25 protein-coding genes are annotated in these 25225 nt (G+C 64.5%); 23 read left to right on the top strand and 2 right to left on the bottom strand.

The genetic code is table 11. The features are described from left to right. Positions 1-8 precede the first annotated feature (8 nt). Positions 9-1211: a putative hydroxymethylpyrimidine transporter CytX gene (gene cytX / locus Q0K12_RS00125; RefSeq protein WP_297259307.1), complete on the top strand. Its 1203-nt coding sequence runs from the start codon at positions 9-11 to the stop codon at positions 1209-1211. A gap of 83 nt (positions 1212-1294) precedes the next feature. Here the strand turns inward: cytX and Q0K12_RS00120 are convergent, their stop codons facing one another. Then, a complete protein-coding gene (locus Q0K12_RS00120) occupies positions 1295-1999 on the bottom strand; it encodes a tetratricopeptide repeat protein (protein WP_297259305.1) in 705 nt (234 codons plus the stop codon). Positions 2000-2112: 113 nt separating this feature from the next. Here Q0K12_RS00120 and Q0K12_RS00115 point away from each other — a divergent pair, with 113 nt between their 5' ends. From Q0K12_RS00115 to prmC, 22 genes are all read left to right on the top strand, one after another. Further along, positions 2113-2934: a hypothetical protein gene (locus Q0K12_RS00115; protein WP_297259304.1), complete on the top strand. Its 822-nt coding sequence runs from the start codon at positions 2113-2115 to the stop codon at positions 2932-2934. After that, positions 2921-3340, top strand: a complete 420-nt coding sequence (locus Q0K12_RS00110) for a hypothetical protein (RefSeq protein WP_297259302.1) — start codon at positions 2921-2923, stop codon at positions 3338-3340. Before Q0K12_RS00115 ends, Q0K12_RS00110 begins: the two co-directional genes overlap by 14 nt. Further along, positions 3337-3600 (top strand): GIY-YIG nuclease family protein, encoded by a 264-nt coding sequence (locus Q0K12_RS00105; protein ID WP_297259300.1) that lies wholly within the window; start codon positions 3337-3339, stop codon positions 3598-3600. The genes Q0K12_RS00110 and Q0K12_RS00105 overlap by 4 nt, the downstream gene beginning before the upstream one ends. Continuing rightward, positions 3597-4220: a LysE family translocator gene (locus tag Q0K12_RS00100; protein ID WP_297259298.1), complete on the top strand. Its 624-nt coding sequence runs from the start codon at positions 3597-3599 to the stop codon at positions 4218-4220. Before Q0K12_RS00105 ends, Q0K12_RS00100 begins: the two co-directional genes overlap by 4 nt. A gap of 50 nt (positions 4221-4270) precedes the next feature. Further along, entirely contained in the window at positions 4271-4825 is a 555-nt protein-coding gene (locus Q0K12_RS00095) for a DUF177 domain-containing protein (protein WP_297259297.1), read from the top strand. An 83-nt stretch (positions 4826-4908) separates the two neighbouring features. After that, on the top strand, positions 4909-5091 hold the full coding sequence (rpmF, locus tag Q0K12_RS00090) for a 50S ribosomal protein L32 (protein ID WP_296305090.1): 183 nt from the start codon (positions 4909-4911) through the stop codon (positions 5089-5091). Continuing rightward, positions 5091-6125, top strand: coding sequence for a phosphate acyltransferase PlsX (plsX, locus tag Q0K12_RS00085; RefSeq protein ID WP_297259296.1), 1035 nt, complete (start codon positions 5091-5093; stop codon positions 6123-6125). The genes rpmF and plsX overlap by 1 nt, the downstream gene beginning before the upstream one ends. 25 nt (positions 6126-6150) lie before the next feature. Next, positions 6151-7137, top strand: coding sequence for a beta-ketoacyl-ACP synthase III (locus tag Q0K12_RS00080; RefSeq protein ID WP_297259295.1), 987 nt, complete (start codon positions 6151-6153; stop codon positions 7135-7137). 134 nt (positions 7138-7271) lie between these two features. Beyond that, on the top strand, positions 7272-8024 hold the full coding sequence (fabG, locus tag Q0K12_RS00075; protein WP_297259293.1) for a 3-oxoacyl-[acyl-carrier-protein] reductase: 753 nt from the start codon (positions 7272-7274) through the stop codon (positions 8022-8024). A gap of 66 nt (positions 8025-8090) precedes the next feature. Next, on the top strand, positions 8091-8327 hold the full coding sequence (gene acpP / locus Q0K12_RS00070) for an acyl carrier protein (protein WP_296305094.1): 237 nt from the start codon (positions 8091-8093) through the stop codon (positions 8325-8327). 81 nt (positions 8328-8408) lie between these two features. Then, positions 8409-9656, top strand: coding sequence for a beta-ketoacyl-ACP synthase II (gene fabF / locus Q0K12_RS00065; RefSeq protein ID WP_297259291.1), 1248 nt, complete (start codon positions 8409-8411; stop codon positions 9654-9656). Positions 9657-9751: 95 nt separating this feature from the next. Next, the gene (gene glyA, locus Q0K12_RS00060) at positions 9752-10990 is read left to right on the top strand and encodes a serine hydroxymethyltransferase (RefSeq protein ID WP_297259289.1); all 1239 of its coding nucleotides are present in this window, start codon (positions 9752-9754) and stop codon (positions 10988-10990) included. Positions 10991-11091: 101 nt separating this feature from the next. Then, positions 11092-11574 (top strand): cytidine/deoxycytidylate deaminase family protein, encoded by a 483-nt coding sequence (locus Q0K12_RS00055; protein WP_297259287.1) that lies wholly within the window; start codon positions 11092-11094, stop codon positions 11572-11574. After that, a complete protein-coding gene (gene ribD / locus Q0K12_RS00050) occupies positions 11567-12709 on the top strand; it encodes a bifunctional diaminohydroxyphosphoribosylaminopyrimidine deaminase/5-amino-6-(5-phosphoribosylamino)uracil reductase RibD (protein WP_297259286.1) in 1143 nt (380 codons plus the stop codon). The genes Q0K12_RS00055 and ribD overlap by 8 nt, the downstream gene beginning before the upstream one ends. Positions 12710-12717: 8 nt before the next feature. After that, positions 12718-13395, top strand: coding sequence for a riboflavin synthase (locus Q0K12_RS00045; RefSeq protein WP_297259284.1), 678 nt, complete (start codon positions 12718-12720; stop codon positions 13393-13395). 107 nt (positions 13396-13502) lie between these two features. Further along, complete coding sequence (gene ribE / locus Q0K12_RS00040; protein ID WP_297259282.1) at positions 13503-13973, top strand: 6,7-dimethyl-8-ribityllumazine synthase; 471 nt, start codon at positions 13503-13505, stop codon at positions 13971-13973. A 3-nt stretch (positions 13974-13976) separates the two neighbouring features. Further along, a complete protein-coding gene (gene nusB, locus Q0K12_RS00035) occupies positions 13977-14471 on the top strand; it encodes a transcription antitermination factor NusB (protein WP_297259280.1) in 495 nt (164 codons plus the stop codon). Between the two features lie 115 nt (positions 14472-14586). Continuing rightward, entirely contained in the window at positions 14587-17100 is a 2514-nt protein-coding gene (gene leuS, locus Q0K12_RS00030; RefSeq protein ID WP_297259278.1) for a leucine--tRNA ligase, read from the top strand. Positions 17101-17197: 97 nt separating this feature from the next. Beyond that, complete coding sequence (gene holA / locus Q0K12_RS00025) at positions 17198-18190, top strand: DNA polymerase III subunit delta (protein WP_297259276.1); 993 nt, start codon at positions 17198-17200, stop codon at positions 18188-18190. Positions 18191-18336: 146 nt separating this feature from the next. After that, positions 18337-19026, top strand: a complete 690-nt coding sequence (gene radC, locus Q0K12_RS00020) for a DNA repair protein RadC (protein WP_297259275.1) — start codon at positions 18337-18339, stop codon at positions 19024-19026. Positions 19027-19088: 62 nt separating this feature from the next. Next, a complete protein-coding gene (gene lon, locus Q0K12_RS00015) occupies positions 19089-21593 on the top strand; it encodes an endopeptidase La (RefSeq protein WP_297259528.1) in 2505 nt (834 codons plus the stop codon). Positions 21594-21682: 89 nt separating this feature from the next. Continuing rightward, complete coding sequence (gene prmC / locus Q0K12_RS00010) at positions 21683-22534, top strand: peptide chain release factor N(5)-glutamine methyltransferase (protein ID WP_297259273.1); 852 nt, start codon at positions 21683-21685, stop codon at positions 22532-22534. 829 nt (positions 22535-23363) lie between these two features. On the opposite strand, the gene cimA is transcribed toward prmC, so the two are convergent. Further along, a complete protein-coding gene (gene cimA / locus Q0K12_RS00005; protein WP_297259271.1) occupies positions 23364-24989 on the bottom strand; it encodes a citramalate synthase in 1626 nt (541 codons plus the stop codon). Positions 24990-25225: the final 236 nt, after the last annotated feature.

Here is a 25225-nt window from a genome sequence, read left to right as displayed (position 1 = left end):
ATCATCTGGTGAGCACGACACGCACGTTCAGCACCCTCAACCACTTCATCCTCTGGTTCGGCGCTTCCATTTCCATTGCGGAAATCGTCACCGGGACCCTGCTTGCTCCGCTTGGTCTGGCGCAAGGTCTGCAAAGCATCCTCATCGGCCACATCATCGGCGCCTCCATCCTCATGCTGGCAGGCCTGACGGGCGCCTGCAGCGGCCTGTCGGCCACGGCGACCTTCCGCATATCCTTCGGCCGCTACGGTTCCTATGTCTTTTCCGTCCTCAACATGGTGCAGCTGCTGGGCTGGACGGCGGTCATGATCATTTGCGGCGCCAAGGCCCTGGACGGCATAGCCCGCGTCCTGCTGGGCATCGAGCAGGAAAAGATCTGGTGCCTGCTCATCGGCGGCCTGATCCTCATCTGGATCTCCCGCGGCCTGCAGGCCATCTTCCGTATCCATACCGTTGTGGTCGTGGCCCTGTTCTGCTGCTTCATGGTGCTGGCCTACAAGGTGGGCACGTCGCCCGTTCCCGCCACGCTGGACCGGACGGACGCCCTCAGCTTCGGCAGCGGCGTGGAGATGAGCGTCACCATGTGTCTTTCCTGGCTGCCGCTCATCTCCGACTATTCCCGTACGCTCAAGCGGCCCGTCAGCGGTACGATCATCGGCGTCATGGGCTATTTCTTCGGCAGCATGCTCATGTTCTCCATCGGTCTGGGGGCGGCCCTGCTGGCCGGCACGTCCGAGATCAGCGAGATGCTCCTTGGCGCGGGGCTGGGCGTCGCCGGGCTCTTTATCGTGGCTTTCTCCACGGTGACGAACACCTTTCTGGATGCCCACTCCGCCGGCGTCAGCGCGGCCAACATCACGCCGCGCGTCAACGAGCGGCTGGTGGGCATCGCCGTGTGCGCGCTGGGCACTCTTGTGGCGCTGTTCGTGCCCATGAGCCAGTATGAGCAGTTCCTCTACTTCATCGGTTCGGTCTTCGCTCCGCTCTTTGCCATCCTGCTGGTGGACTTCTTCATCTTCAAGCGGAGGGACATCGAGCAGAGCCTCAATGTGCCCAACCTGCTGCTCTGGCTGGCCGGCTTCATCGTCTACCGCCTGCTGCTCTCCACAAGCATCTTTCTGGGCACGACCTTCCCGGTCATGTGCATCATCGCCCTGGCCTGCCTGCTCATGAACCTGCTGCGCGGCAAGAGGCCCGCACAAGCCTGCTGATGCCGTCGGAAAGATTCGTCGGATAAAAAAGGGGAGGAACGCGCACCGCGTCCCTCCCCGTTCATTTTCCTGTGGCAAAAGGCCTACCAGCCGGACTCCTGCGTATCGGCCGGCATGGTGTATTCATGCACTTCATTGAATATCCGGCCATCGGGCTCGAGGCCGACGCTGCGCGCCTTTTCGTACCACTGGGCGGACTGGGCGGCATCCTCATTCACGCCCACGCCGTGCTCATAGCAGGCGCCGACAAAGAGCATGGCCTGCCCGTAGCCGCCCTGCGCCGCCTTGAGCGCCCACTCGAAGGCCGTCTGCGGATTCTTCTCCACAAAGCGGCCCTTGGCGTAATACTGGGAAAGGGCATAGGCCGCTTCGGGCAGACCGCCATCCGCGGCGCGCCGCATCCACTGCAGGGCCTGGGAACCGTCCTGCGGCACGCCCACGCCGGACTGGTAGGCATAGGCAAGCAGGAGCTGCGCTTCCACATCGTTCTGCTCGGCCGCCAGCGCGTACCACTGGGCGGCTGTTTCCATATTCTGCTCCACGCCGAGCCCGCTTTCATAACAGCGGCCCAGCATGACCTGCGCCCGCGGGTTGCCTTCGCTGGCCAGCGGCTGCACCAGACGGATCGTCGTGGCGTACTGCCCGATGTTGAAGGCTTTCCAGGCACGATTGAGGGTAACCTCCGGGGTGGCGGCCAGCACGGAGCCTGCCGTGCCCGACAGGGAAAGTCCGGCAGCCAGCGCCACGGCACAGGCCCAGCGGGCATATTTGCGGAATTGACCTTTCATGTTATACTCCTTTGCAGAGAAAAAACGCTGCCGCCAAGCATACAGGCTTGCCCGCCCCTTTCACAAGGGGAAAATGCGGGCCCGGCGGCCGGCCCAACCATGCACCGGAAAAGATGACGCGCTCTCCTTCCATCCTCATACGCGGCGCGGGCGAAATGGCCACGGGGATCGCCCTGCATCTGAGCGCCGCCGGATTCGAACGGCTGGCGCTCCAGGAATGCCCGTGCCCCACGGCCATACGCCGTGGCGTCTGCTTTTCCGAAGCGGTCGCCGAAGGACGCTGGCAGGTGCGGGAAAAAGTCGCCCGTCACCTGCGCGAGCCGGAGCAGAGCCCTGCCTGCTGGGCGCAAGGCGAGATCCCTGTCCTGACCTGCGCGGAGGAGGCGACCCTGCACGCCCTGCGGCCTGACATCTTCATCGAGGCCACCCTGCGCAAGCGCCCGGTCGCGCTCGGCAAACATCTGGCCTCCCTGGTGCTGGCGCTGGGTCCCGGCTTCACGGCCGGGCAGGATGCCCACCTCGTGGTGGAGACCCATCCCGCGCACTGCGGCGAGATCCTCGCTTCCGGCATGGCCCGTGCCCCGGAGGGAGAACCCGCCGCCGGACAGGCCTCCGTCCAGCACCTTCGCGCGCCGGCTGACGGACATTTCCGCACCAGCCGCCGTCTGGGCGGCCGCCTTGAGGCCGGGGCCCCCGTCGGTTTCCTGCAGACCGGCGCACGCAGCATCCCTCTGTATGCGCCCATCCCGGGCATGCTGCGCGGCCTGCTGCGTGACGGCACGCCCGTACGGCAGGGCCGCAAAGTCGCCGACATGGACGACAGGCCCCACATCACCCCTCAGACCCTTTCCAGCCGGGCCACCACGCTCGGACGGGCGGTGACGCGCCTTGTCCGGCAGTGGCTGCAAGGAGACGCTCCCTATGTCCTCCCTTGAACGACCTCCTCACGAGAACGACACGCCGCAGGAGCCGCGTGTCCATGACGCCGAGATCCTGCATGGCCACAGCCGCCAGGGCGAACAGCATTCGGGTTCGGATGCGCGGTCGGGCTACACTGTCCGTTTCGTGCAGTTCCGGCAGTCCGGTTTCGGGGCGGCCCCGACTGAAGGCTGCCTGCCCCCGGCCATCACCTTCGGCTTTTTTCTGGGCTGCCTTGTCCAGCTGGGCATCCTGGCGGCCATCGGTTTTGTGGTCTTCTGGTGCATCGGCGCCGTTATCGGCACCCTGCTCCAGGTGCGCCGCACCCTCAACCGACAGCCGACCAATCCCTGGATCTGGCGGATAGCCAACTGGATCGTCTGCCTGATGCTGGTCTCCTGGCTGGCCGAAGGGCGGCCATGAGCGCGGACTGGCATGTCTACCTGCTCCGCTGCGCCGACGGCAGCCTCTACTGCGGCATAACCACGGACATCACGCGCCGTCTTGCCCAGCATAACGGCCTGCTGCCCGGCGGGGCCCGCTATACCCGGACACGCCGTCCCGTCCGCCTGGAAGCCTGCCGCGCCTGCGCCGACCGCTCGCAGGCCCTGCGGCTCGAGGCCCGCATCAAAAAAACGCCCCAGCGGCAAAAATGCCTCCTGCTGCATACCGACCCCCTATGATCAGCCTGCAGACCGCCCTGACCTTTTTCGGCATCGCTCTCGGTCTGGCCGTCGCGCCAGGTCCGGACATCCTCTTCGTGCTTACCCAGTCCGCCCTTTACGGCGCACGCGCCGGGCTGGTCACCACCCTCGGCCTCATGAGCGGGCTCTTCTTCCATACCGCACTGGTGGCCGTGGGCGTGGCCGCCATCTTCCAGCATTCGCCCACGGCCTTTCTGCTGCTCAAAGGAGCGGGGGCCGCCTACCTGCTCTATCTGGCCTGGCTGTCCCTGCGCTCGGGGGCCGTGCTGGCACAGGGCGGACAAGGCCTGTTCATCGGCTACGCGGCACTCTACCGCCGCGGCGTGCTCATGAACATCACCAATCCCAAGGTCACGCTTTTTTTCCTTGCCTTTTTGCCGCAGTTCTGTTCCCCTGAACGCGGAAGCATGGTCATGCAGATCGTCCAGCTCGGCCTGCTCTTTCTGCTGGCGACGGGCATCATCTTCGGTCTCACGGCCCTGCTCGGCGGCCGCCTGGCCCTATGGTTCAACACCAGTCCCCGTGCGCAGGTGCTCATGCACCGCCTGGCCGCCCTGGTGTTCGCCGGGCTGGCCTGTTCCCTGCTGCTGACGGTCTGACGCGCTTTTCAGGCGGCAGCAGCCGTACCGTCTATCTTCACGAGATCCGCATGCAGAATCACCATCTTCTTTCCCTCAACGATCTTCCGCCGGACGGCAGGCGGCTCACGCTGGATGATGCCTCCCTCTGGACGGCGAATCTGAGCGAGTTCCACATGGACTGCCGCGTGGAACGCCCCCTGAAGGTCGAGCTGCATATCCTGCCCGTGGAGGACGGTTATCTGGTGCGCGGCGAGCTGACGGGCGGCGTCATCGTGCCCTGCAACCGCTGCGCGGAGGACGTGCACGTCACGCTGGACAGCCGTTTCGAGGAATTCGAGGAAGTCCCGGATGCCGGAGAGGCGGACGACGCGCAGCCGGGCGACAGCCATATCCTGCTGGACAAGGGCGTGCCCATGCTGGACATGGCGGCGCTCTGCTGGGAAGAATTCGTGCTGGCGCTGCCCATGAATCCCCTTTGTCATGAGGACTGCAAGGGACTCTGCCCCCAGTGCGGCGCCAACCTCAATACAGCCTCCTGCCAGTGCACCCGCGACGAGGGCGACCCGCGCCTGGCCGTGCTGCGCGGACTTTCGCTGCAAAAAGACTGGACAGAGAAAAAATAATCAGCTAAAGTTTCAGCCCTTGAGCGAATACTCTTCGCCATAGACCGACAACACTTTCCGCCCCGGCGGAGAAGGAGAACATCATGGCTGTCCAGCAGAACAAGAAATCCCGTTCCCGTAAGGGCATGCGCCGTTCCCATGACCGTGTGGCCGTGCCTGCCGTCATCTACTGCTCCTGCGGCGAACCGACCGTGCCCCACAGCATCTGCCCCAATTGCGGCACCTACAAGGGCCGTCAGGTGGTCGCCAAGAACGACGCGGAATAATGGACACGCGCCCCATCATAGCCGTGGATGCCATGGGAGGCGATTTCGGGCCTTCCGTGGTGGTGCCGGGCGCCATCGAGGCCGCCCGGCTTCATGACCTGCACGTCCTGCTGGTGGGCGATACGCCCAAGATCGAAGCGGAACTGGGCAAGCTGGATCTTGCCGGCGTGCAGTTCGATATCGTCCATGCCGACGATGTGGTGCACATGAACGAAAAGCCGTCGGACATCCTCCGGCGCAAGAAGAACGCCTCCATCCAGGTGGCCTGCCGTCTCGTCAAGGAAGGCGCGGCGCAGAGCGTCGTCAGCGCCGGACATTCCGGGGCGACCGTTGCCTGCGGCATGTTCATCATGGGCCGCCTGCCCGGCGTGGAGCGCCCCGCCCTTGCCGCCCTGCTGCCCACGGAAAAGAACCCTGTCGTGGTGCTGGATGCCGGCGCCAACGTCGATTGCCGTCCCTACCATCTCTTTCAGTTCGGCCTCATGGGCGATGCCTTTGCCCGCGACCTGCTGAACTACCCTTCCCCGCGCGTCAGCCTGTTGAGCATCGGGGAGGAGGAAGGCAAGGGCAACAGTCAGGTCAAGGAAGCCTACGAACTGCTCAAGCTGGCGCAAAACCTGAACTTCATCGGCAACGCGGAAGGCCGCGACATCTTCACCGGCGATGTGGATGTGGTGGTGTGCGACGGCTTTGTGGGCAATGTGGTGGTCAAGATGAGCGAGGGACTGGCAAGCTCGCTCATCCGCATGCTCAAGCGCGTGTTCACGTCCGGCGTCCTGCCGGCTCTCGGCGGCATGCTGGCCAAGGGCGCTTTCAAGAAGTTTGCCGCCACCATAGATTATGCCGAATACGGCGGTGCGCCGCTGCTGGGCCTCCAGGGTCTGGCCATCGTCTGTCATGGCCGCTCCAATTCCCGCGCCATGATGAACGCCATCAAGATGAGCGGTAACTTCGTCCGCAAGGGCACCAATGACCGCCTTGCGGAAACCATTCTTGCCAACGAGGAGCTGACGCGCTTCTCGCGGGCCATCTAACTCCCCATATCACTCGAGCTTTCCTATGAACGCACGCTGCAACCTCCTTTCCTTGAGCAGTCATGTGCCCTCTCAGGTGCTGACCAACGACGACCTCGCCAAAATGGTCGACACCAGCGATGAATGGATCACCACCCGCACGGGCATCAGGGAGCGCCGGCGTCTGGCGTCCACGGAAAACGCCTCGGATCTGGGCTACAAGGCCGCACTCAAGGCGCTGGACGAGGCCGGCATGAAAGCCGGCGAGCTGACGCACATCATCGCCGCCACCTGCACGCCGGATTCGCTCTGCCCCTCCGTGGCCTGCATCATCAGCGGCAAGCTGGGGGCCGGCGCCGTCATGGCCTTTGACGTCAGCGCCGCCTGCTCGGGCTTTCTTTACGGTCTTTCCCTCTGCCGCAGCATCCTCGCGCAGGACCCCGCGGCCAAGATCCTCTTTGTTTGCGCCGAAGCCCTGACCCGTCGCTCCGACTGGACGGACCGCACGACCTGCATCCTGTTCGGCGACGGCGCGGGCGCCTGCGTGCTCACGGCCGACCAGCGTCCGCCGCTGGCCACGCTGGAAGACGCCATCTGCAAGAGTGACGGCAGCCTCAACCAGCTCATCGTCGTCGGCGGCGGCACCGCCAGCCAGTACAAGCAGGGCGATCCTGTCGGCAGCGACTTTTTCATCCACATGCAGGGACGGGAAGTCTACCGGCACGCCGTCCGGCAGATGTCGGCCATTTGTGAGGAGATCCTCGAACGCAACGGGCTGACCATCCAGGATGTGGATCTTTTTGTCCCGCATCAGGCGAACCTGCGCATCATCGAAGCCGTGGGCAGCCGTCTGGAGATCGATGCCGCCAAGGTCTTCACCAATGTGGAGCACTACGGCAACACCTCCTCCGCTTCCGTGCCGCTGGCGCTCGTGGAAGCCCGGGCCCAGGGACGCCTTGCCCCCGGCATGCGCGTGCTGATGACGGCTTTTGGCGGCGGTCTGACCGTCGGGGCGACCCTGCTGCGCTTCTAGTTCACCGCCTGCCGTGCGGCGTCAGCCTTCCGGCAGAGGGCGCGGACGCGCGTGTCGCGCGACCGGCGAAGCTCCCGCATTGCCTTTGACCTCTCTTTCGTGTAATATCTGAAAAATTTTTTTGAGGTATCCGCATGAGCGCACTTTCCCCCAGCGCCCCGACAGCGCTTGTTACCGGCGGCTCGCGCGGCATTGGCCGCGCCATTGCCCAGACTCTTGCCCGGGACGGTTTTCAGGTCCTGTTGACCTATGTGAGCCGCCCCGAAGAAGCGCAGGAAACCGTCGACGCCATTTGTCAGGCGGGCGGCGCGGCGCAGGCCGTTGCGCTCAATGTGGGCGACGCCGAGGCTGTGGCGGCCTTCTTTGCCGAACAGGTCAAGGACAAGATCCAGCTGGCCGCTCTGGTCAATAATGCCGGCATCACCAAGGACGGCTTCCTCGTCCGCATGAAGGACGAGGATTTCGATCGCGTGCTGACCATCAACCTGCGCGGGGCCTTCCTCTGTACCCGCGAGGCCGCCAAGATCATGAGCAAGAACCGGCGCGGCCGCATCGTCAACATCTCTTCCGTGGTCGGCCAGATGGGCAATGCCGGACAGGTCAACTACGCCGCCGCCAAGGCCGGCCTGCTCGGTCTGACCAAATCCTGCGCCAAGGAGCTGGCCGCCCGCAACATCACGGTCAATGCCGTGGCCCCCGGCTTCATCGAAACGGACATGACCGCCGCCCTGCCGGACGACGTGCGCGCCGCCTATGCCGAGGCCATCCCCCTCAAGCGCATGGGGACGGCGCAAGAGATCGCGGATGCGGTCTCCTTCCTCGTGTCGGACAAGGCCGCCTACATCACCGGTCAGGTACTTGGCGTCAACGGCGGCATGTACTGCTAGCAGCCGACAGGCGGCTTCCTTGCCGCCTTTTCCTATTTGCAAAACTACTCAATCTGGAGGAATCCCATGTCTGATGTCGCTGATAAGGTGAAAAAAATCATTGTGGATCAGCTCGGCGCCAATGCCGACGACGTTAAGCCCGAAGCCTCCTTCGTGGAAGACCTCGGCGCCGACTCCCTGGACCTGACGGAACTGATCATGGCGATGGAAGAAGAATTCGACATCGAGATCGCCGATGAAGATGCCCAGAAGATCCTGAAGGTGCAGGACGCCATCAACTATATCGAAAGCAAGAAGGGCTAAGCCGCAGCCTGTCTCTGCCGGGCAACGGGTCCCAGCCCGTTGCCCGGGCATTCTCCGTCAGCCCTGCAAGAAGGAGCATACATGAGCCGCCCCCGCGTCGTCATTACTGGTTTGTCCGGCCTGACCCCGCTGGCCAATGATATCGAGACCACCTGGAAACGCCTCATCGCGGGCGAATCCGGCCTGGGTCCCATTACCCATTTTGACTGTTCGGCCTACGATTCGCGCATAGCGGGTGAAGTGAAGGGCTTCGATCCCGAGGCGTTCATCCCTGCCAAGCAGGCGCGCCGCATGGATCGTTTCACCCAGTTTGCCGTGGCCGGGGCGCAGATGCTGCTCAAGGATGCCGACTTTGCCATCAACGAGAGCAATGCCTATGACGTGGGGGTCATCCTGGGGGTCGGGCTGGGCGGCCTGCAGACCATCGAGACCTATCACGCCAAACTGCTGCAGAGCGGCCCCTCCAAGGTGTCGCCCTTCCTCATCCCCATGCTCATCTCCAACATGGGGCCCGGACAGATCGCCATGTTCACCGGCGCCAAGGGTCCCAATATCGTGACCACCACGGCCTGTGCTTCCGCCATCCACGGCATCGGCACGGCGTACAGCGAAATTTTGCTCGGCCGCATCACCGCCGCCATCACCGGCGGCGTGGAAGCGACCATCACGCCCCTTGGAGTCGCCGGCTTCACCGCTCTCAAGGCGCTTTCCACCCACTACAACGACGATCCGACCAAGGCCTCCCGCCCCTTCGACAAGGCGCGCGACGGCTTCGTCATCGGGGAGGGCGCCGGTCTTCTGCTGCTGGAGACCCTGGAGTCCGCCAAGGCGCGCGGCGCGCGCATCTATGCCGAACTCGTCGGCTACGGCGCTTCGGATGACGCCTACCATATGACCGCTCCCTGCGAGGACGGCAGCGGCATGATCCGCGTCATGCGCAACGCTCTGCGCGACGCCAATCTTTCCCCGGACGCCATCGGGCACATCAATGCCCACGCCACGTCCACCATGCTGGGCGACAGGGCGGAAAACAAGGCCGTCAAGGAAGTTTTTGGCGAGCATGCCAAAAAGATCAAGATCTCCGCCACCAAGTCCATGACCGGTCACCTTCTGGGGGCCTCGGGCGGCATTGAATCGGTCTTTACGGCACTTGCCCTCTACCATGAGACCCTGCCCGGCACCATCAACCTGGTCGATCCTGATCCCGAATGCGATCTGGACTATCTGGCCGGCGGTTCCGAGCATGTCGCCTGCGAATACGCCATGTGCAACTCCTTCGGTTTTGGCGGCACCAACGCGAGCATCATTCTCAGGAAGTGGACGGAATAGACGGCGCGATCGGGCCGGACGGCAGCGTCTGGCCAGCTCCACGCGATATTTTGTAGTTGATCACACCCGCAGCCCCAGCCCGGAGGAGACCTTACATGGACCACATTCTGTTGCAGGATCCCGAACTTGCGCAGGCCATCGCCCTTGAATCCAGCCGCCAGATGAGCAAGCTGGAACTCATTGCTTCCGAAAACTTCGTGTCCGCCGCCGTGCGTGAAGCCCAGGGGAGCGTCCTGACGCACAAGTATGCCGAAGGCTATCCCGGCAAGCGGTATTACGGCGGTTGCGAGTATGTGGACATCGCCGAACGCCTCGCCCAGGATCGTGCCAAGCAGCTCTTTGGCTGCGAGTATGTCAACGTCCAGCCGCACTCCGGTTCCCAGGCCAATATGGCGGCCTATTTTTCCTGCCTTGAGCCCGGCGCGACCATCCTGGGCATGAACCTCTCGCACGGCGGCCACCTGACCCACGGCAGCCCCGTGAACTTCTCCGGCAAGCTGTTCACCTTCGTGGCCTACGGCGTGCAAAAGGAGACCGGTTGCATCGACTATGACGAGGTCGCCGCTCTGGCCCGCCAGCACAAGCCGGCGGCCATCATGGCCGGCGCCAGCGCCTATCCCCGCAAGATCGACTTCGCCCGTTTCCGGGCCATCGCCGACGAGGTGGGCGCCATCCTGCTGGTGGACATGGCCCATATCGCCGGTCTGGTGGCGGCGGGTCTGCACCCCAGCCCCATCCCGCACGCCCATATCACCACCACCACTACGCACAAGACGCTGCGCGGTCCGCGCGGCGGCATGATCCTCTCCGACGAGAGCCGCGCCAAATCCCTGAACAGCCAGATCTTCCCCGGCATCCAGGGCGGTCCGCTCATGCACGTCATCGCGGCCAAGGCCGTCGCCTTTGGCGAGGCCCTGCATCCCCGCTTCAAGGTCTATCAGCAGCAGGTGATCGACAACTGCGCCGTGCTGGCCCGTACGCTCATGGACGCCGGCTTTGACCTTGTCTCCGGCGGCACGGAGAACCACCTCATGCTGGTGGACCTCTCCAACAAGGACATCACCGGCAAGGATGCCGAGCATGCGCTCGATCTGGCGGGCATCACGGTCAACAAGAACACCGTTCCCTTTGAGACCCGCTCGCCCTTCGTGACCTCCGGCATCCGCATCGGCACCGCGGCCCTGACCACCCGGGGCATGAAGGAAGACGACATGCACCAGGTGGGGCGGTTCATCGTGGAGGCGCTGGAGCGTCCCACGGATGAAGCCGCTCTGACCGCCATCAGCAAGCGTGTGGAAGAGTTCGCCAGATCTTTCCCCATTTTTGCCTGGTAAGCCTGCTCCCTCTTTACGGGCCGTCCCAGGGGCGGCCCTTTTCTTTTTCATGCTTGGCTTTTGCGGCCTCGCCGTGTACCATGCCTGAAGCGAGCTTTCCCATGCAGAACAGACTTCCCTGGCCGGACTACTTCATGAACATCACCTATATGGTGAGCGAGCGCTCCACCTGCACCCGTCGCAAGGTGGGCGCCATTGCCGTCAAGGACAAACGCATCCTGGCCACGGGCTACAATGGCGCGCCCGCCGGGGTTCCCCACTGTCTGGAGATCGGTTGCCTGCGGCAGGAGCTGGGCATCCCTTCCGGTCAGCGGCACGAGATATGCCGGGGCCTGCATGCCGAGCAGAATGTCATCGTTCAGGCCGCCGTGCATGGCGTGAGCATTGCCGGGGCCCAGCTCTACTGCACCACCCATCCCTGTGTGCTTTGTGCCAAGATGCTCATCAACTGCGGCATCCGGCACGTCTTTTTCCATCAGTACTACCCCGACGAACTGGCCAGCCGCATGTTCAAGGAAGCGGGCGTGACGGTGGAACAGCTCCATTTTTCTCCCATGCAGCTCAAGGACGTACCGCATGTCTGATCCGACGATGTACGAACCCTTCATGCGGGCTGCCGTGGCCCTTGCCGAACGTGGCCGCTGGCTGACCTGCCCCAACCCGACGGTGGGGGCCGTCCTCGTGCGTGACGGACAACAGCTTGCCGAAGGCTGGCACCATGCCTGCGGCGAGGCCCATGCCGAAGTGGACTGCCTGCGTGACGCGGCGGAAAAAGGCGTGGACCCGCGCCAGTGCACCCTTGTCGTCACCCTTGAACCCTGCAACCATCAGGGCAGGACGCCACCCTGCACCGACCGCATCCTTGAGGCGGGCATCCGGCGCGTGGTCATCGGCCTGCGTGATCCCAATCCGGTGGCTGCCGGCGGCGTCGAACGCCTGCGGGCGGCCGGTGTCGAGGTCATCGAAGGCGTCTGTGAACAGGAATGCCGGGATCTGGTGGCCGACTTCCTCGTCTGGCAGGAGAAAAAACGTCCGTATCTGCTGCTCAAGCTGGCCAGCACGCTGGACGGGCGCATCGCTACCCGTACCGGGCATTCCCAATGGGTCAGCTGTGCGGCTTCCCGGGCGGGCGTGCATGCCCTGCGGGCCGGCATCGGTCACGCCGGCGGGGCCATCATGGTGGGCGGCGGCACGCTGCGGGCGGACAATCCCCGCCTGACCGCGCGAACGGACCTGGAGAACGCCTCTCTACGTCAGCCCTGGGCCTGCGTGGTGACTTCACGCCTGCCGGCTGCCGGCAGCGACTGTCACCTGCTGCGCGAGCGCCCGGAGCAGACCATTTTCATCTCCACGCCGGCGGTAGCGGCTTCGCGGCTGGCGCATGAGCTGCGCGATCTGGGGGCGCGAGTGCTTTCCGTGCCGCCGCTGGCCAAGGGCAGCCTGGATCTGGGCAGCATGCTCACGCAGCTGCATGAAGAGATAGCCTGCCCTTACATCCTTTGCGAAGGCGGCGGCAGACTGGCGCTCTCGCTGCTGGAGTGCGGCCTTGTGGACGAGTTCCATCTGCATCTGGCCCCGCGCATCCTGGGCGACAATCAGGCGGTGCCCCTCTTTGACGGGCGCACGCCCCTGCAACTGGATGAAGCCCTGCAGATGCGCATCAGCGACCTGCGGCATTGCGGCGATGACGTGCAGCTCATCCTGCGGCCTCAGGGGTAGGGAACGGGATGTTCACCGGCATCATCCAGTGCACCGGCACGCTGACGGGCGTTGTGCGGACGGGCGACGAACGGCGTTTCACCGTCCGCCCGGCAAACCCTTTTGCCGATGTGCGGGACGGGGAATCCATTGCGCTCAATGGCGTGTGCCTGTCCGTGGAGTCGCACACGCCGCGGGAATACGTGGTCTATGCGTCCGCCGAGACCGTGGGGCGCAGCACGCTGGGCAGCCTGACCATCGGCGACGAAGTCAACCTGGAGCGGGCGTTGGCGCTGGGCGACCGGCTGGGCGGCCATCTGGTCAGCGGCCATGTGGACTGCATCGCCCATGTGCGGCGGATCATCTCCGCCGGATCGTCCGTAAAGGTCGAGCTGACGTATCCCGCCGCCTACGCCCCCGAAGTGATTTGCAAAGGTTCCGTCTGTCTTGACGGCATAAGCCTGACGATAAATGATTGCGGTCGCGATGCATTGCAGGTAAACGTCATCCCCGATACGCAAAAACGCACGACCATGCGCCACTGGCGGCCGGGGACGGCCGTCAATATGGAGACGGACGTCATCGGCAAGTACGTTCGCCGTCTTTTCCAGTGCGGCGTGGTTCGAAATGAAGACATGGCGGCTTCCGCCGGCAGCGGCAGTCCGGCCATCAGTCACGAATTTCTGCGGCAAAACGGCTTTTTGTAGACGGGGCCCGCGTCCCGCCGTATCCGCCGCGACATATGTACAGCAGATCAGACAACACCGGCCTTCTCCGCAACGGCGTGCAGGAGGCGTCTACTCCAGGAGTCAGCATGAGCACACCAACCATCATCGCCGGGCAGATGGACGCCAAAGGCCTCCATATCGCCATCGTGGCCACCCGCTTCAATGATTTCATTGTGGAGCGCCTTGTGGGCGGCGCCGTGGACTATCTGGAACGCCACGGCCTGGACGCCGCGAACCTGACCATCGTCCGCATCCCCGGCGCGTTCGAGCTGCCGCTCGTCTGCCAGAAGCTCGCGGCCAGCCGCAAGTACGACGGCATCGTGGCCCTCGGGGCGGTCATTCGCGGGGCTACGCCGCACTTCGACTATGTTTGCGCCGAAGCCAGCAAGGGCATCGCCCAGAGCATGCTTGCCCATGAAACGCCCATCGGCTTCGGTCTGCTGACCTGCGACAGCATCGATCAGGCCATCGAACGCGCCGGTTCCAAGGCCGGCAACAAGGGCGTGGAAGCCGCCGCCGCCATGCTGGAAACCATTCGCGTGCTGGAGCAGTTGTAAACCATGAGCAAGGGCAAGAACGCCAGCCGTCGCGCCGAACGCGCGCAGGCATTTCAGGTATTGTACGGCCTTTCCTTTTCCACGGACGCCACCATGCGGGATGTGCGCCGGGCCTTCCTTTTCTTTCCCGACAACAGGGAACTGGAGCCGGTAGAGGATGAAGGACTCCTGCCCCCGCCGTCCGGCTTTGCCTGGGAACTCGTGCAGGGCGTCTGGACGCGCGCCGCGGAGCTTGACCAGTACCTTGCCCGCTTTTCCCGCAACTGGCGCGTTGACCGCATGGGCCGTGTGGAGCGGACCATCCTCCGCCTGGCCATGTACGAACTGCTGTACCGGCAGGATGTCCCTGCCCGGGTGGCCATCAGCGAGGCGCTGGATCTGACCCGTCAGTTCGGGGAGGACAATGCCGCCGCCTTTGTGAACGGCATTCTGGACGCCGCGGCCAAAGCGGCGGAAAACGGCACGCTGCTCCCCGGCGCCGACGCGGGAAAACAGTAGGTTCCCGGGGATGTCCGCGGCGGTCTGCCGCCCGGATTCGGAAAAGATCCCCCGGCCGCCCGGCCCGGCATGTGCCGCATAACGACAACAACACTTTGCCCTACGCTGTATTGTCATGAGCCAAGACCGCTATACCCCCAATGAGATCGAACTGAAATGGCAGGCCCGCTGGCAGGCGGACAAAGCCTTTGCCTGCTCCCATGAAAGCGACAAGCCCAAATACTATTGCCTGGAGATGTTCCCCTACCCCTCCGGCAACATCCATATGGGGCATGTGCGCAACTACTCCATCGGCGACGTGGTGGCCCGCGTCAAGCGCATGCACGGCTACAACGTCCTGCATCCCATGGGTTGGGACGCCTTCGGCCTGCCGGCCGAGAATGCCGCCATCAAGCACAAGACGCATCCGGCCAAATGGACGTATGCCAATATCGACAACATGCGCGCCCAGCTCCAGCGCCTGGGCTATTCCTATGACTGGTCCCGCGAAACGGCGACCTGCCGTCCCGAATACTACCGCTGGGAGCAGGAGTTTTTCCTGCGCTTTCTGGAAAAGGGCCTTGTCTACCGCAAAAAGGCCCCGCAGAACTGGTGCCCATCCTGCCACACCGTGCTGGCCAATGAACAGGTCATCGACGGCCTGTGCTGGCGCTGTGACAGCCGCGTGGAACAAAAGGACCTGACCCAGTGGTTCCTGCGCATCACCGCCTACGGCGACGAACTGCTGGAAGATCTTGCCAAGCTGGAGGGCGGCTGGCCGGAACGCGTGCTGGCCATGCAGCGCAACTGGATAGGCAAGTCCCACGGGGCCGCCATCGCCTTTGCGCTGGAAAAGCCCCTGCCCGGCAAGGAGCGCATCGAAGTGTTCACCACCCGCCCGGACACGGTCTTCGGCGTGAGCTTCCTCACGCTCGCCCCGGAACACGAGCTGGTGGAGCACCTTATCGACGGCTACGAAAAGGCCGATGAGGTGCGCGCCTTCGTCACCCGCATCCGCAATATGGACCGTCTGGAGCGGCAGTCCGACGTGCTGGAAAAGGAAGGCATCTTCACCGGCGCCTATGTGCGCCACCCCTTCACCGGCGAGCGCGTGCCCCTCTGGCTGGGCAACTTCGTGCTGGCGGACTACGGCACCGGCGCGGTCATGGGCGTTCCCGCCCACGACCAGCGCGACTTTGAATTCGCCCGCAAGTATGATCTGCCCGTCAAGGTGGTCATCTCCCCGAAGGACGGCCCCCTTGACCCCGCCACCATGTCCGAGGCCTACAGCGGCGAAGGCGTGATGATCCATTCCGGCGAATTCGACGGCATGGCCAATACCGACGGCAAGCAGGCCGTGGCCCGCAAGCTGGAGGCGGACGGCAACGGACGCGCCACCACCCAGTTCCGCCTGCGGGACTGGAACATCTCCCGTCAGCGCTTCTGGGGCGCGCCCATCCCGGTGGTCTACTGCGACGCCTGCGGCGTCGTCCCCGAAAAACGGGAGAACCTGCCCATCACCCTGCCGCTGGATGCCCAGATCAATGAGGACGGGCGCTCTCCCCTGCCGCAGATGGACAGCTTCACCCGCTGCACCTGCCCGCAGTGCGGCGGCCCGGCCCGGCGGGAGACCGATACCATGGACACCTTCGTGGAGTCCTCCTGGTATTTTGCCCGCTACACGTCGGCCCGCAAGGAAGACGGCCCCTTCGACATGGACGCCCTGCGCTACTGGATGCCGGTCGATCAGTACATCGGCGGCGTGGAGCACGCCATCCTGCATCTGCTCTATGCCCGCTTCTTCACCAAGGCCCTGCGCGATCTGGGCTATTTCCCGCCGGACCTCGAAGAGCCCTTCAGCCGCCTGCTCACTCAGGGCATGGTGCTCAAGGACGGCAGCAAGATGTCCAAATCCAAGGGCAACATCGTTGCGCCCTCGGAGATGATCGACAAATACGGCGCGGATACCGTGCGGCTCTTCTGCCTGTTCGCCGCCCCGCCGGAACGTGACTTCGACTGGTCGGACAGCGGCATCGAAGGCGCTTCGCGCTTCCTGCAGCGCGTCTGGCGGCTCTTCGTGGAAGAGGAAGGCCGCTTCCTGCCGGTACGCGGCTGCTCCGCCACGGCGGCGGACGTGCTGAACGACACCGCCCGCGACCTGCGCCGGCGCGAGCATCTCACCGTCAAGAAAGCCGGGGAGGACATGTCCCGCCGCTTCCAGTTCAATACGGCCATCGCCGCCGTTATGGAGCTGGTCAACGCCATGTACCTCGCGCGCGAGAAAATGGGACAGGAAGAAGGCGACCGCCGTGTCTTCTCCTCGGCCATGGCCTCGGTGCTGACCCTGCTCTCGCCCATCACGCCGCATATCTGCGAAGAACTCTGGGAACGCCTCGGCCACACGAGCTCCCTGCAGGATGAAGCCTGGCCCGAATGGGACGAGTCCGCCCTGCAGCAGGACAGCGTCACCATCGCCCTGCAGGTCAACGGCAAACTGCGCGGCACCATCGACGTGCCCGCCCAGGCCGACAAGGCCGCTCTGGAAGCCGCCGCCCGGGAAGATGCCGCCGTCCAGCGGCACACCGCCGGTCTGACCATCCGCAAGGTCATCGTCGTCCCCGGAAAGCTGGTCAACATCGTAGCCAACTGAGCCTGTCCCCGCGCGCCATCCGGCGAACGTCCCGGATGGCGCGCGGGTCCTACGGACGCCTTCGCTTTTTCTCCCTTTTTGCCGCCCGCAGGCCGCCATGTCGCATCCCGGATTCACCCTTCTCATCTGCCCGGACAGCCGCCTGCTGCAGGCGCACATGGAGGGCCTGCTCTCTTCCGCCAAGGCGGACAGCCGCTGGGAGCGGCATGTCTACTGGGGGGACGAGGAACCGCCCCCGCGCTTCTGGGAACAGCTCACCCTGCAGGGCCTTTTCGGCACGCCGCGCGTGCTGGTGGCCCGTCAGGCGCATCTTTGGCCCGCCGCCGTCTGGAAAAAGATCTCCGCCGCCCTGGGCCATCCCTCGGACCAGTGCTGGCCCTTCTTCTGCCTTGAAGTGGCCTGGGAACGGGGCCAGCCCAAGATCCCCGCGCATCTGGCCAAATTGCGCTGTTTCGCCTATGCCGAACAGCAGGGCTGGATCTGGCGCAACGAAGGCCTTACGGAACGCGGCCTGAGACGCCATGTGCAGGAACGGGCCACGGCACTGGGCCTGCGCTTTGCGCCCGATGCGCTGGAGCAGTTCTGCGCCTCCGTGCCCGTGGCGGCGCAGGCCGTGGAAAACGAACTGCAGAAGCTGCTTCTGCTGGCCCCCGCCGATGCGCCCCCTTCGGCCGCCACCCCGCTGCGGGTGGACGTCGCCATGCTGGCCACCGCTTCCTGGAGCCCGGACTGCAACGTCTTTGCCCTCATCCGCCACCTTGAGGCCGCCAATCTGCCCGCCGTCTGGAAGGAGCTCGAACGGGGCCGGCGCGACGGCGACAGCCTCGTCTTTTCCCTGCTGGCGCTGCTGGCCCGCGAATTTCGCCAGCTCTGGCAACTGCTGGCCGGCGAGAAGGTCCGCATGGCGCCGGCGGAGACCGGCCCCAAGCAGCAGCTTGCCCGGCGGCTGGGCTTTGAGGGCCTGAGTCAGGGCCTTGCGCTGATCATGGATACGGAATGGCAGATCAAGAGCGGCCGCCGCAGCCCGGAACAGAGCCTGGATTTCCTGGCCGCCGAGTTGTGCCGCCTGTTTGCCCGGGGACGGAGCTGAGGCGTGGCGGCTCCTGCTCGTGCATTTGTTCTCATTCCGCCTTTTTCCTTCCTCTCCCCTTGCCTTGCGCCAAAAACGCCTTACCCTATGACTGCCCCCAAAGCCGCTTCCCCGCCGGAGCGGCCGCGGATCGAGAGCGTATCCTCATGACAGACAGGACGCCCCTTCCCGCCGGTACCGCCGGTCATCGCGCCCGCCTGCGTCAGCGGCTGGCCCGTGACGCGCAGACCGTGGAAGACTACGAGATTCTGGAACTGGTGCTGGGCTTCGCCCTGACCCGCAAGGATACCAAGCCGCTGGCCAAGGAGCTGCTCCGCCGCTTCGGCAGCATCCGCGGCGTGCTGGATGCCCGGCCGGATGAACTGCTGGCGGTCAGCGGCTTCGGCCCCGGGCTGCTCTCCCTCTGGCAGCTCCTGCGCGAGCTGATGACGCGTTACCAGAGTTCGCGCCTGCGCCGCCGCGAGGAGGTCGCCACGCCCGAGGCCGTCGCCCGGCTGGCGCGCACGCAGCTGGCCGGCTGCCCGCATGAGGAATGCTGGCTGGCCCTGCTCAACGGCGGCAACTTTCTCATCGGCTGGGAACGACTGCGGCAGGGCAACGTCAGCACGGTCCCCATCCTGCCGCGTGACGTGCTCGAGCTGGCGCTGCTGCGCAAGGCCCGCGGCATCATCGTGGTGCATAACCATCCCGGCGGGCAGGCCCGGCCGTCCCAGCCGGACTTGCGCCTCACGCAGGGGCTGGATCATCTGGCGCCGCAAATGGGACTGCGCCTGGTGGACCATGTCATTGTTACCGAAAACGACTGCTACAGCATCCTGCAGGGCAGGTACCTCTAGGCGGTCGAGGAGATATACCTATGTCTGACAGCAAATTCGATCTGGAAAAGGCGCTCGGAGACATGCTGCGCGCGTCGGGACTGTCCTCCTCCGAGGAAAAGGAGGATGACGCCCCGGAGGCTCCGCAGCAGATCCCCGATCAGCTCCCCGTGCTGCCGCTGCGTGATGTGGTCATTTTCAGCCACATGATCCTGCCGCTCTTCATTGGCCGCGACAAGTCCGTAGCCGCCGTGGAAGCCGCCCTCAAGGAAGGACGGCATCTGCTGGTCTGCGCCCAGCGCGACGAGGCCACCGAGGACCCCACCCCCGCCGATCTCTATGATATGGGCACCGTGGTGCAGGTCATGCGCATGCTCAAGATGCCCGACGGCCGCATCAAGATCCTTGTGCAGGGCATCAGCCGGGCGCGCATCATGGCCTATCTCCGCCAGGAGCCCTTCCTTTTTGCCCAGCTTGAACCCGTTGCCGATCCCGCGGCGGCCCAGGACGCCACCGTGGAGGCCCTGCTGCGTACCGCCCGGGAAGAGAGCGAAAAGGTGCTGCAGCTGCGCGGCGTCGCCTCCCCCGATGTCATGAGCGTCCTGCAGGGCGTGACCGAGCCGGGCCGTCTGGCCGATCTCATTGCCGCCAATATCCGCATGAAGACCCAGGATGCCCAGCGCATCCTTGAGGCCGTGGACCCCGTGGAACGCCTCACGCTGGTCAATACCCAGCTGCACCGGGAGGTGGAGGTGGCCACCGTGCAGGCCAAGATCCAAAGCTCGGCCCGGGAAGGCATGGACAAGGCCCAGAAAGAGTATTTCCTGCGCGAACAGCTCAAGGCCATCCGGCACGAGCTGGGCGATACCGGCGAAGGCGAGACCGAGGACGACGTGGACGAACTGCGCAAGGCGCTGGACAAGGCCAAGCTGCCCCCGGCCGTGCGCAAGGAGGCGGACAAGCAGCTGCGCCGCCTCTCCGCCATGCATTCGGACGCCTCGGAAGCCAACGTGGTGCGTACCTATCTGGACTGGCTCGCCGAACTTCCCTGGAAGAAGTCCAGCCGCGACAATCTGGATATTGCCAATGCCGAGGCCATCCTCAACGAGGACCATTACGGTCTGGAAAAGGTCAAGGACCGCATCCTGGAATTCCTGAGCGTGCGCAAGCTCAATCCGCAGTCCAAGGGGCCCATCCTCTGCTTTGCCGGCCCTCCCGGCGTGGGCAAGACCTCGCTGGGGCGCTCCATCGCCCGCGCTCTGGGTCGCAAGTTCCAGCGCATCTCCCTGGGCGGCATGCGGGACGAGGCGGAGATCCGCGGCCACCGGCGCACCTACATCGGCTCCATGCCCGGCCGCATCATCCAGGCCATCAAGCAGGCCGGCACCAACAACCCGGTGATCGTGCTGGATGAAGTGGACAAGCTGGGCTCGGATTTTCGCGGCGACCCCTCCTCCGCTCTGCTGGAAGTGCTCGACCCGGAACAGAACAACAGCTTCAGCGACCATTACCTGAACGTGCCCTTTGACCTTTCCCGGGTCATGTTCCTCTGCACGGCCAATCATCTGGACACCATCCCGGCCGCCCTGCGCGACCGCATGGAAGTTATCTCCCTGCCCGGCTACACCCTGCAGGAAAAGATGATCATCGCCCGCCGCCACCTGCTGCCCAAGAAGGTCGAGGAGAACGGCCTCAAGGACGGCGACGTGTCCCTGGACGATGCCGCGCTGGAAGCGGTCATCAAGGAATATACCCGCGAGGCCGGCCTGCGCAATCTGGAGCGCGAACTCGGTTCCGTCTGCCGCAAACTGGCCCGGCGGCGGGCCGAAGGCGAACAGGGTTCCTTCAGCCTCACGGCGCGGGATGTGGAAAAGCTGCTCGGCGTGCCCCGCTTCATCGAAGATGAAAAGGACAAGGAGCTCCTGCCCGGTATGGCCCTCGGCCTTGCCTGGACGCCCGCGGGCGGCGAAGTGCTCACGGTGGAGGCCTCCGCCGTGTCCGGCAAGGGCGCGCTGCTGCTCACCGGGCAGCTGGGCGACGTCATGAAGGAAAGCGCCCAGGCCGCCATGAGCTATATCCGCAGCCGGGCGGATACGCTGGACGTCCCCACCGACTTCACCACAGAGCATGACATCCATGTCCATGTGCCCGCCGGCGCAACGCCCAAGGACGGCCCCTCGGCCGGCGTGACCCTGACCACGGCGCTGATCTCCGCCTTTACCGGCAAAGCCGTACGCGCGGACCTCTGCATGACCGGCGAGATCACCCTCCAGGGACGCGTCCTGCCTGTGGGCGGCATCAAGGAAAAGATCCTCGCCGGCGTGGCGCGCGGCCTCAAGCACGTCATCATCCCGCATCAGAACGTCAAAGACCTTGAGGAAGTGCCGAAAGACCTGCTCAAGCGCATCGCCGTGCATCCTGTCCGGCACTACGACGAAGTGCTGCAGCTGGCCTTTGCCGAAGGCGCCCTGAAGGGCGGTCATGCCGCCACGGGCAAGGCCCGCCGCGCCGCCGACGGCAAGAAAAAGGACAAGGACGCGCCAAAGGCGAAAAAAACGTCCCGCCGCAAGGCCCCTGAAACGGAATAATGCCGCATAGGCGGGGGAGGACGGCCTCCTCCCCCGCTCTTCTGTCTCCTCCCATGCTCCCGCCGCCTCTCCCCACACTGGATACGCTCATGCAGCAGGCCGCCGCCCGCCTGCGCGCCGCCGGCGACGACAGTCCGCACGTCTGCGCCCGCGCACTGGCGCAGGCCGTCACCGGCCTTGACCGCACAGGTCTCATCCTGGCCGGGGAACGTCCCCTCGCTGCCGAACTGGCCGCCCGGCTGGAAGAAGGCGTCACCCGGCGCTGCGCCGGGGAACCGCTGGCCCATATCCTTGGGCAACGGGAATTTTTCGGACGGGACTTTGCCGTCACGCCGGACACCCTCATCCCCCGCCCGGAAACGGAGCTGCTCGTGGAGCTGGCGCTCCAGCATATGCAGGAGGCGGAAACGCATCAGCCCGGCGGCTCCCCCCTCCGCCTTGCGGATCTGGGCGCGGGTTCCGGATGCATCGGCATCACCCTCCTCTGCGAGCGTCCCCGCTGGCAGGGGCTGCTGCTGGACATCAGCCCCGCGGCGCTGGCCGTCGCCCGGCGCAACGCCCGGACGCATGGCGCGGATCAGCGTCTGCACTGTCTGCTGGCCGATATGGCGCACGCGCCGCTCGCCCCCCGCAGTCTGCATCTGCTGGTCAGCAATCCCCCCTACATCTCCCCGGCCGAACGCCACGAGGTCATGGAAGACGTTCTGCGCCACGAGCCGCACGCCGCGCTCTTTTCCCCCGATGACGGTCTGGCCCATCTGCGCGCCGCCTGCCGCGCCGCGGCCGTGGCGCTTGTGCCCGGCGGCCATCTGCTGCTGGAACACGGCTGGCGGCAGGGCGAAGCTGTCCGTGCGCTGCTGCGGCAACAGGGCTTCGTCAACGTGACCACCCACACTGACCTCGCCGGGCACGAACGCTGCACCGAGGGACGGCTGTCCTAATTTTTTTGCTTGCAATATATTTTCGGGGAGGAAAACCTTTTGTGAACAAAAGGTTCTTCCTCCCCGAACCCCTCCTTTCCAAAAAACTTTACAGGGGCATTGAACGGACGATGCGACCCGGCAGGGCGTCGCACGTCTGTTTTGTCCCCCGGCAGCATGGCAAAAAAGCAAGCCGGACAACATGATATGTCCGGCCTTTCTTGTTCAGGGTTTGGCTGGCTTGAGGTCAAGCGTCGTCTTGCATGCCGCGACACCTGACATCAAGACAAGCAAAGTTTTTGGGGGGATGGGGGGTGTGGGGGGAAGGGCCCCTTTGTTCACAAAGGGGCCCTTCCCCCCACGAAAAAAGAAAAAAATATCCCAACAAAAAAGTGTCCGCTCACATGTGCGTTTCAAACGGAAAATGCTCTAATATATTTTCGGGGAGGAAAACCTTTTGTGAACAAAAGGTTCTTCCTCCCCGAACCCCTCCTTTCCAAAAAACTTTACAGGGGCATTGAACGGACGATGCGACCCGGCAGGGCGTCGCACGTCTGTTTTGTCCCCCGGCAGCATGGCAAAAAAGCAAGCCGGACAACATGATATGTCCGGCCTTTCTTGTTCAGGGTTTGGCTGGCTTGAGGTCAAGCGTCGTCTTGCATGCCGCGACACCTGACATCAAGACAAGCAAAGTTTTTGGGGGGATGGGGGGGGTGGGGGGAAGGGCCCCTTTGTTCACAAAGGGGCCCTTCCCCCCACGAAAAAAGAAAAACCCCCCCCCCAAAAAAAACGGGAACCGCTTCGCGCGAGCGAAGGGGTTCCCGGTCTGGCTGCGATGGCGCAGGGATATCTAGTCGTCCTGACGGCGGCGTTCTTCTTCGTCGCGGTAGAGCTTGTAGATGACGGAGTCGGCGAGGGCCTGCCAGCTGGCTTCGATGATGTCGTGGGAGACGCCGACGGTGACCCAGGTACGGGAGGCGTCGCCGGATTCGATGAGCACGCGGACGACGGAGGCGGTGCCGCCGGGGCGGCCCACGTCGTCAGCGGTGGTGAGCACGCGGACCTTGAAGTCCAGCAGACGCATTTCGGCCAGACGGGGATAGAAGGGTTTGAGGGCCTTGCGCAGGGCGGTATCCAGCGCGTTGACCGGGCCGTTGCCGGTGGCGGCGGTATGTTCCACCACGCCTTCCACTTCCACCATGACGGTGGCCTCGTCCATATTCTCGCCGGTACTGCCGCGCAGCGAGGTCACATGATAGCGGACGAGCTTGAAGAAATCACGCACGCCGCGCCGCGCCAGTTTGCGCAGGATCAGCAGTTCCACGCTGGCCTCGGCCGAGGCGTAGTCATAGCCGAGACAGGTCTTTTTCTTGAGTTCGTTGAACAGCCCGCGCACCACGGGTTCGTCCTTGTCCAGGTGGAAACCGAAGCCGCGCGCCATGGAGACGATATTGCTGCGCCCTGCCAGTTCGGTGATAAGGATGCGCTGGGCATTGCCCACGGTCTCCGGCGGCATGTGCTCGTAGAGCGAGGAGGAGCGATTGACCGCGCTGGCGTGCACGCCGCCCTTGTGGGCAAAGGCGGACTTGCCCACAAAGGGTTGCCGCCGGAAGGGCTTCATGTTGGCCACCTCGGCAAACCAGCCGGAAAGCGCGCTGAGCTGGCGCAGGCGCTGACTTTCGTCCGGCGGCAGGCAGCTCAGGCCGCACTTGACCTGCAACACGGGGATGATGGAGCAGAGGTTGGCATTGCCGCAGCGTTCGCCCACGCCGTTCAAGGTGCCCTGCACCATCTCCGCGCCGTGCTGTACGGCCACGACGCTGTTGGCTACGGCCATCTCGCAGTCATTGTGGGCATGGATGCCAAGCCGCACATCCGGCAGGGACGCCTGCAGCGCCGTCACGATGGCCGCCACCTCATCGGGCAGCGTGCCGCCGTTGGTATCGCAAAGGGTGGCGATCTGCGCGCCGGCCTCATGCGCCGTGCGGATGACCGCCGTAGCGTATTCGGCATTGCGCTTGTAGCCATCGAAGAAGTGCTCGGCGTCAAAATAGACTTCCCCCACAAAGCGGCGCAGATAGGCGATGGAGTTGCGGATCACTTCCAGATTACGTTCCGGCGTGATGTTCAGGGCCTCGCGGGCGTGCCGCTCGCAGGATTTGCCGAAAATGGTCACTGCCGGGACGGCGGCCTCCACAAGGGCATTGAGGTTGGGGTCCGTTTCCGGCGTATTGGCGGGGTGATGCGTACTGCCGAAAGCGGCAATACGGGCATGTTTCAGATGATAGGAGGCGATCTCCCGGAAAAACTCCACATCCACAGGATTGGAGCCCGGCCAGCCGGCCTCGATATAATCGATGCCGAACTCGTCCAGCCGCAGGGCAACCTTGATCTTGTCCGCCGTGGAAAGACTCACTTCCTCGGATTGCGTCCCATCCCGCAGGGTGGTGTCGTAGATGATGATTTTTTTGCCCATGCTCAGCTCTCCGTACATCGCGTTGGGTGACAGGCGCGTGCAGCGCGCCGGACATTCTGCGGAAAATACATCGTCGCCCGACGGCTGGCAAGAGCGGCCCAGGGACGTGTCGTGTGGCCGGTCAAGGTCATACGTAGCGTTTGGGGGGAAGGGAACCCTCGCTCTGCTGTCGATGCCCGTAAGGCTCCTGCGTCGCCTAACGGACACGGCCCTCCGGGCCGCCTTTCGGTCGCGCT

This window comes from uncultured Desulfovibrio sp., from assembly GCF_944324525.1.
In the GTDB taxonomy this organism is placed as follows: domain Bacteria; phylum Desulfobacterota; class Desulfovibrionia; order Desulfovibrionales; family Desulfovibrionaceae; genus Desulfovibrio.
This window is presented reverse-complemented; position numbering and strand designations above follow the sequence as displayed.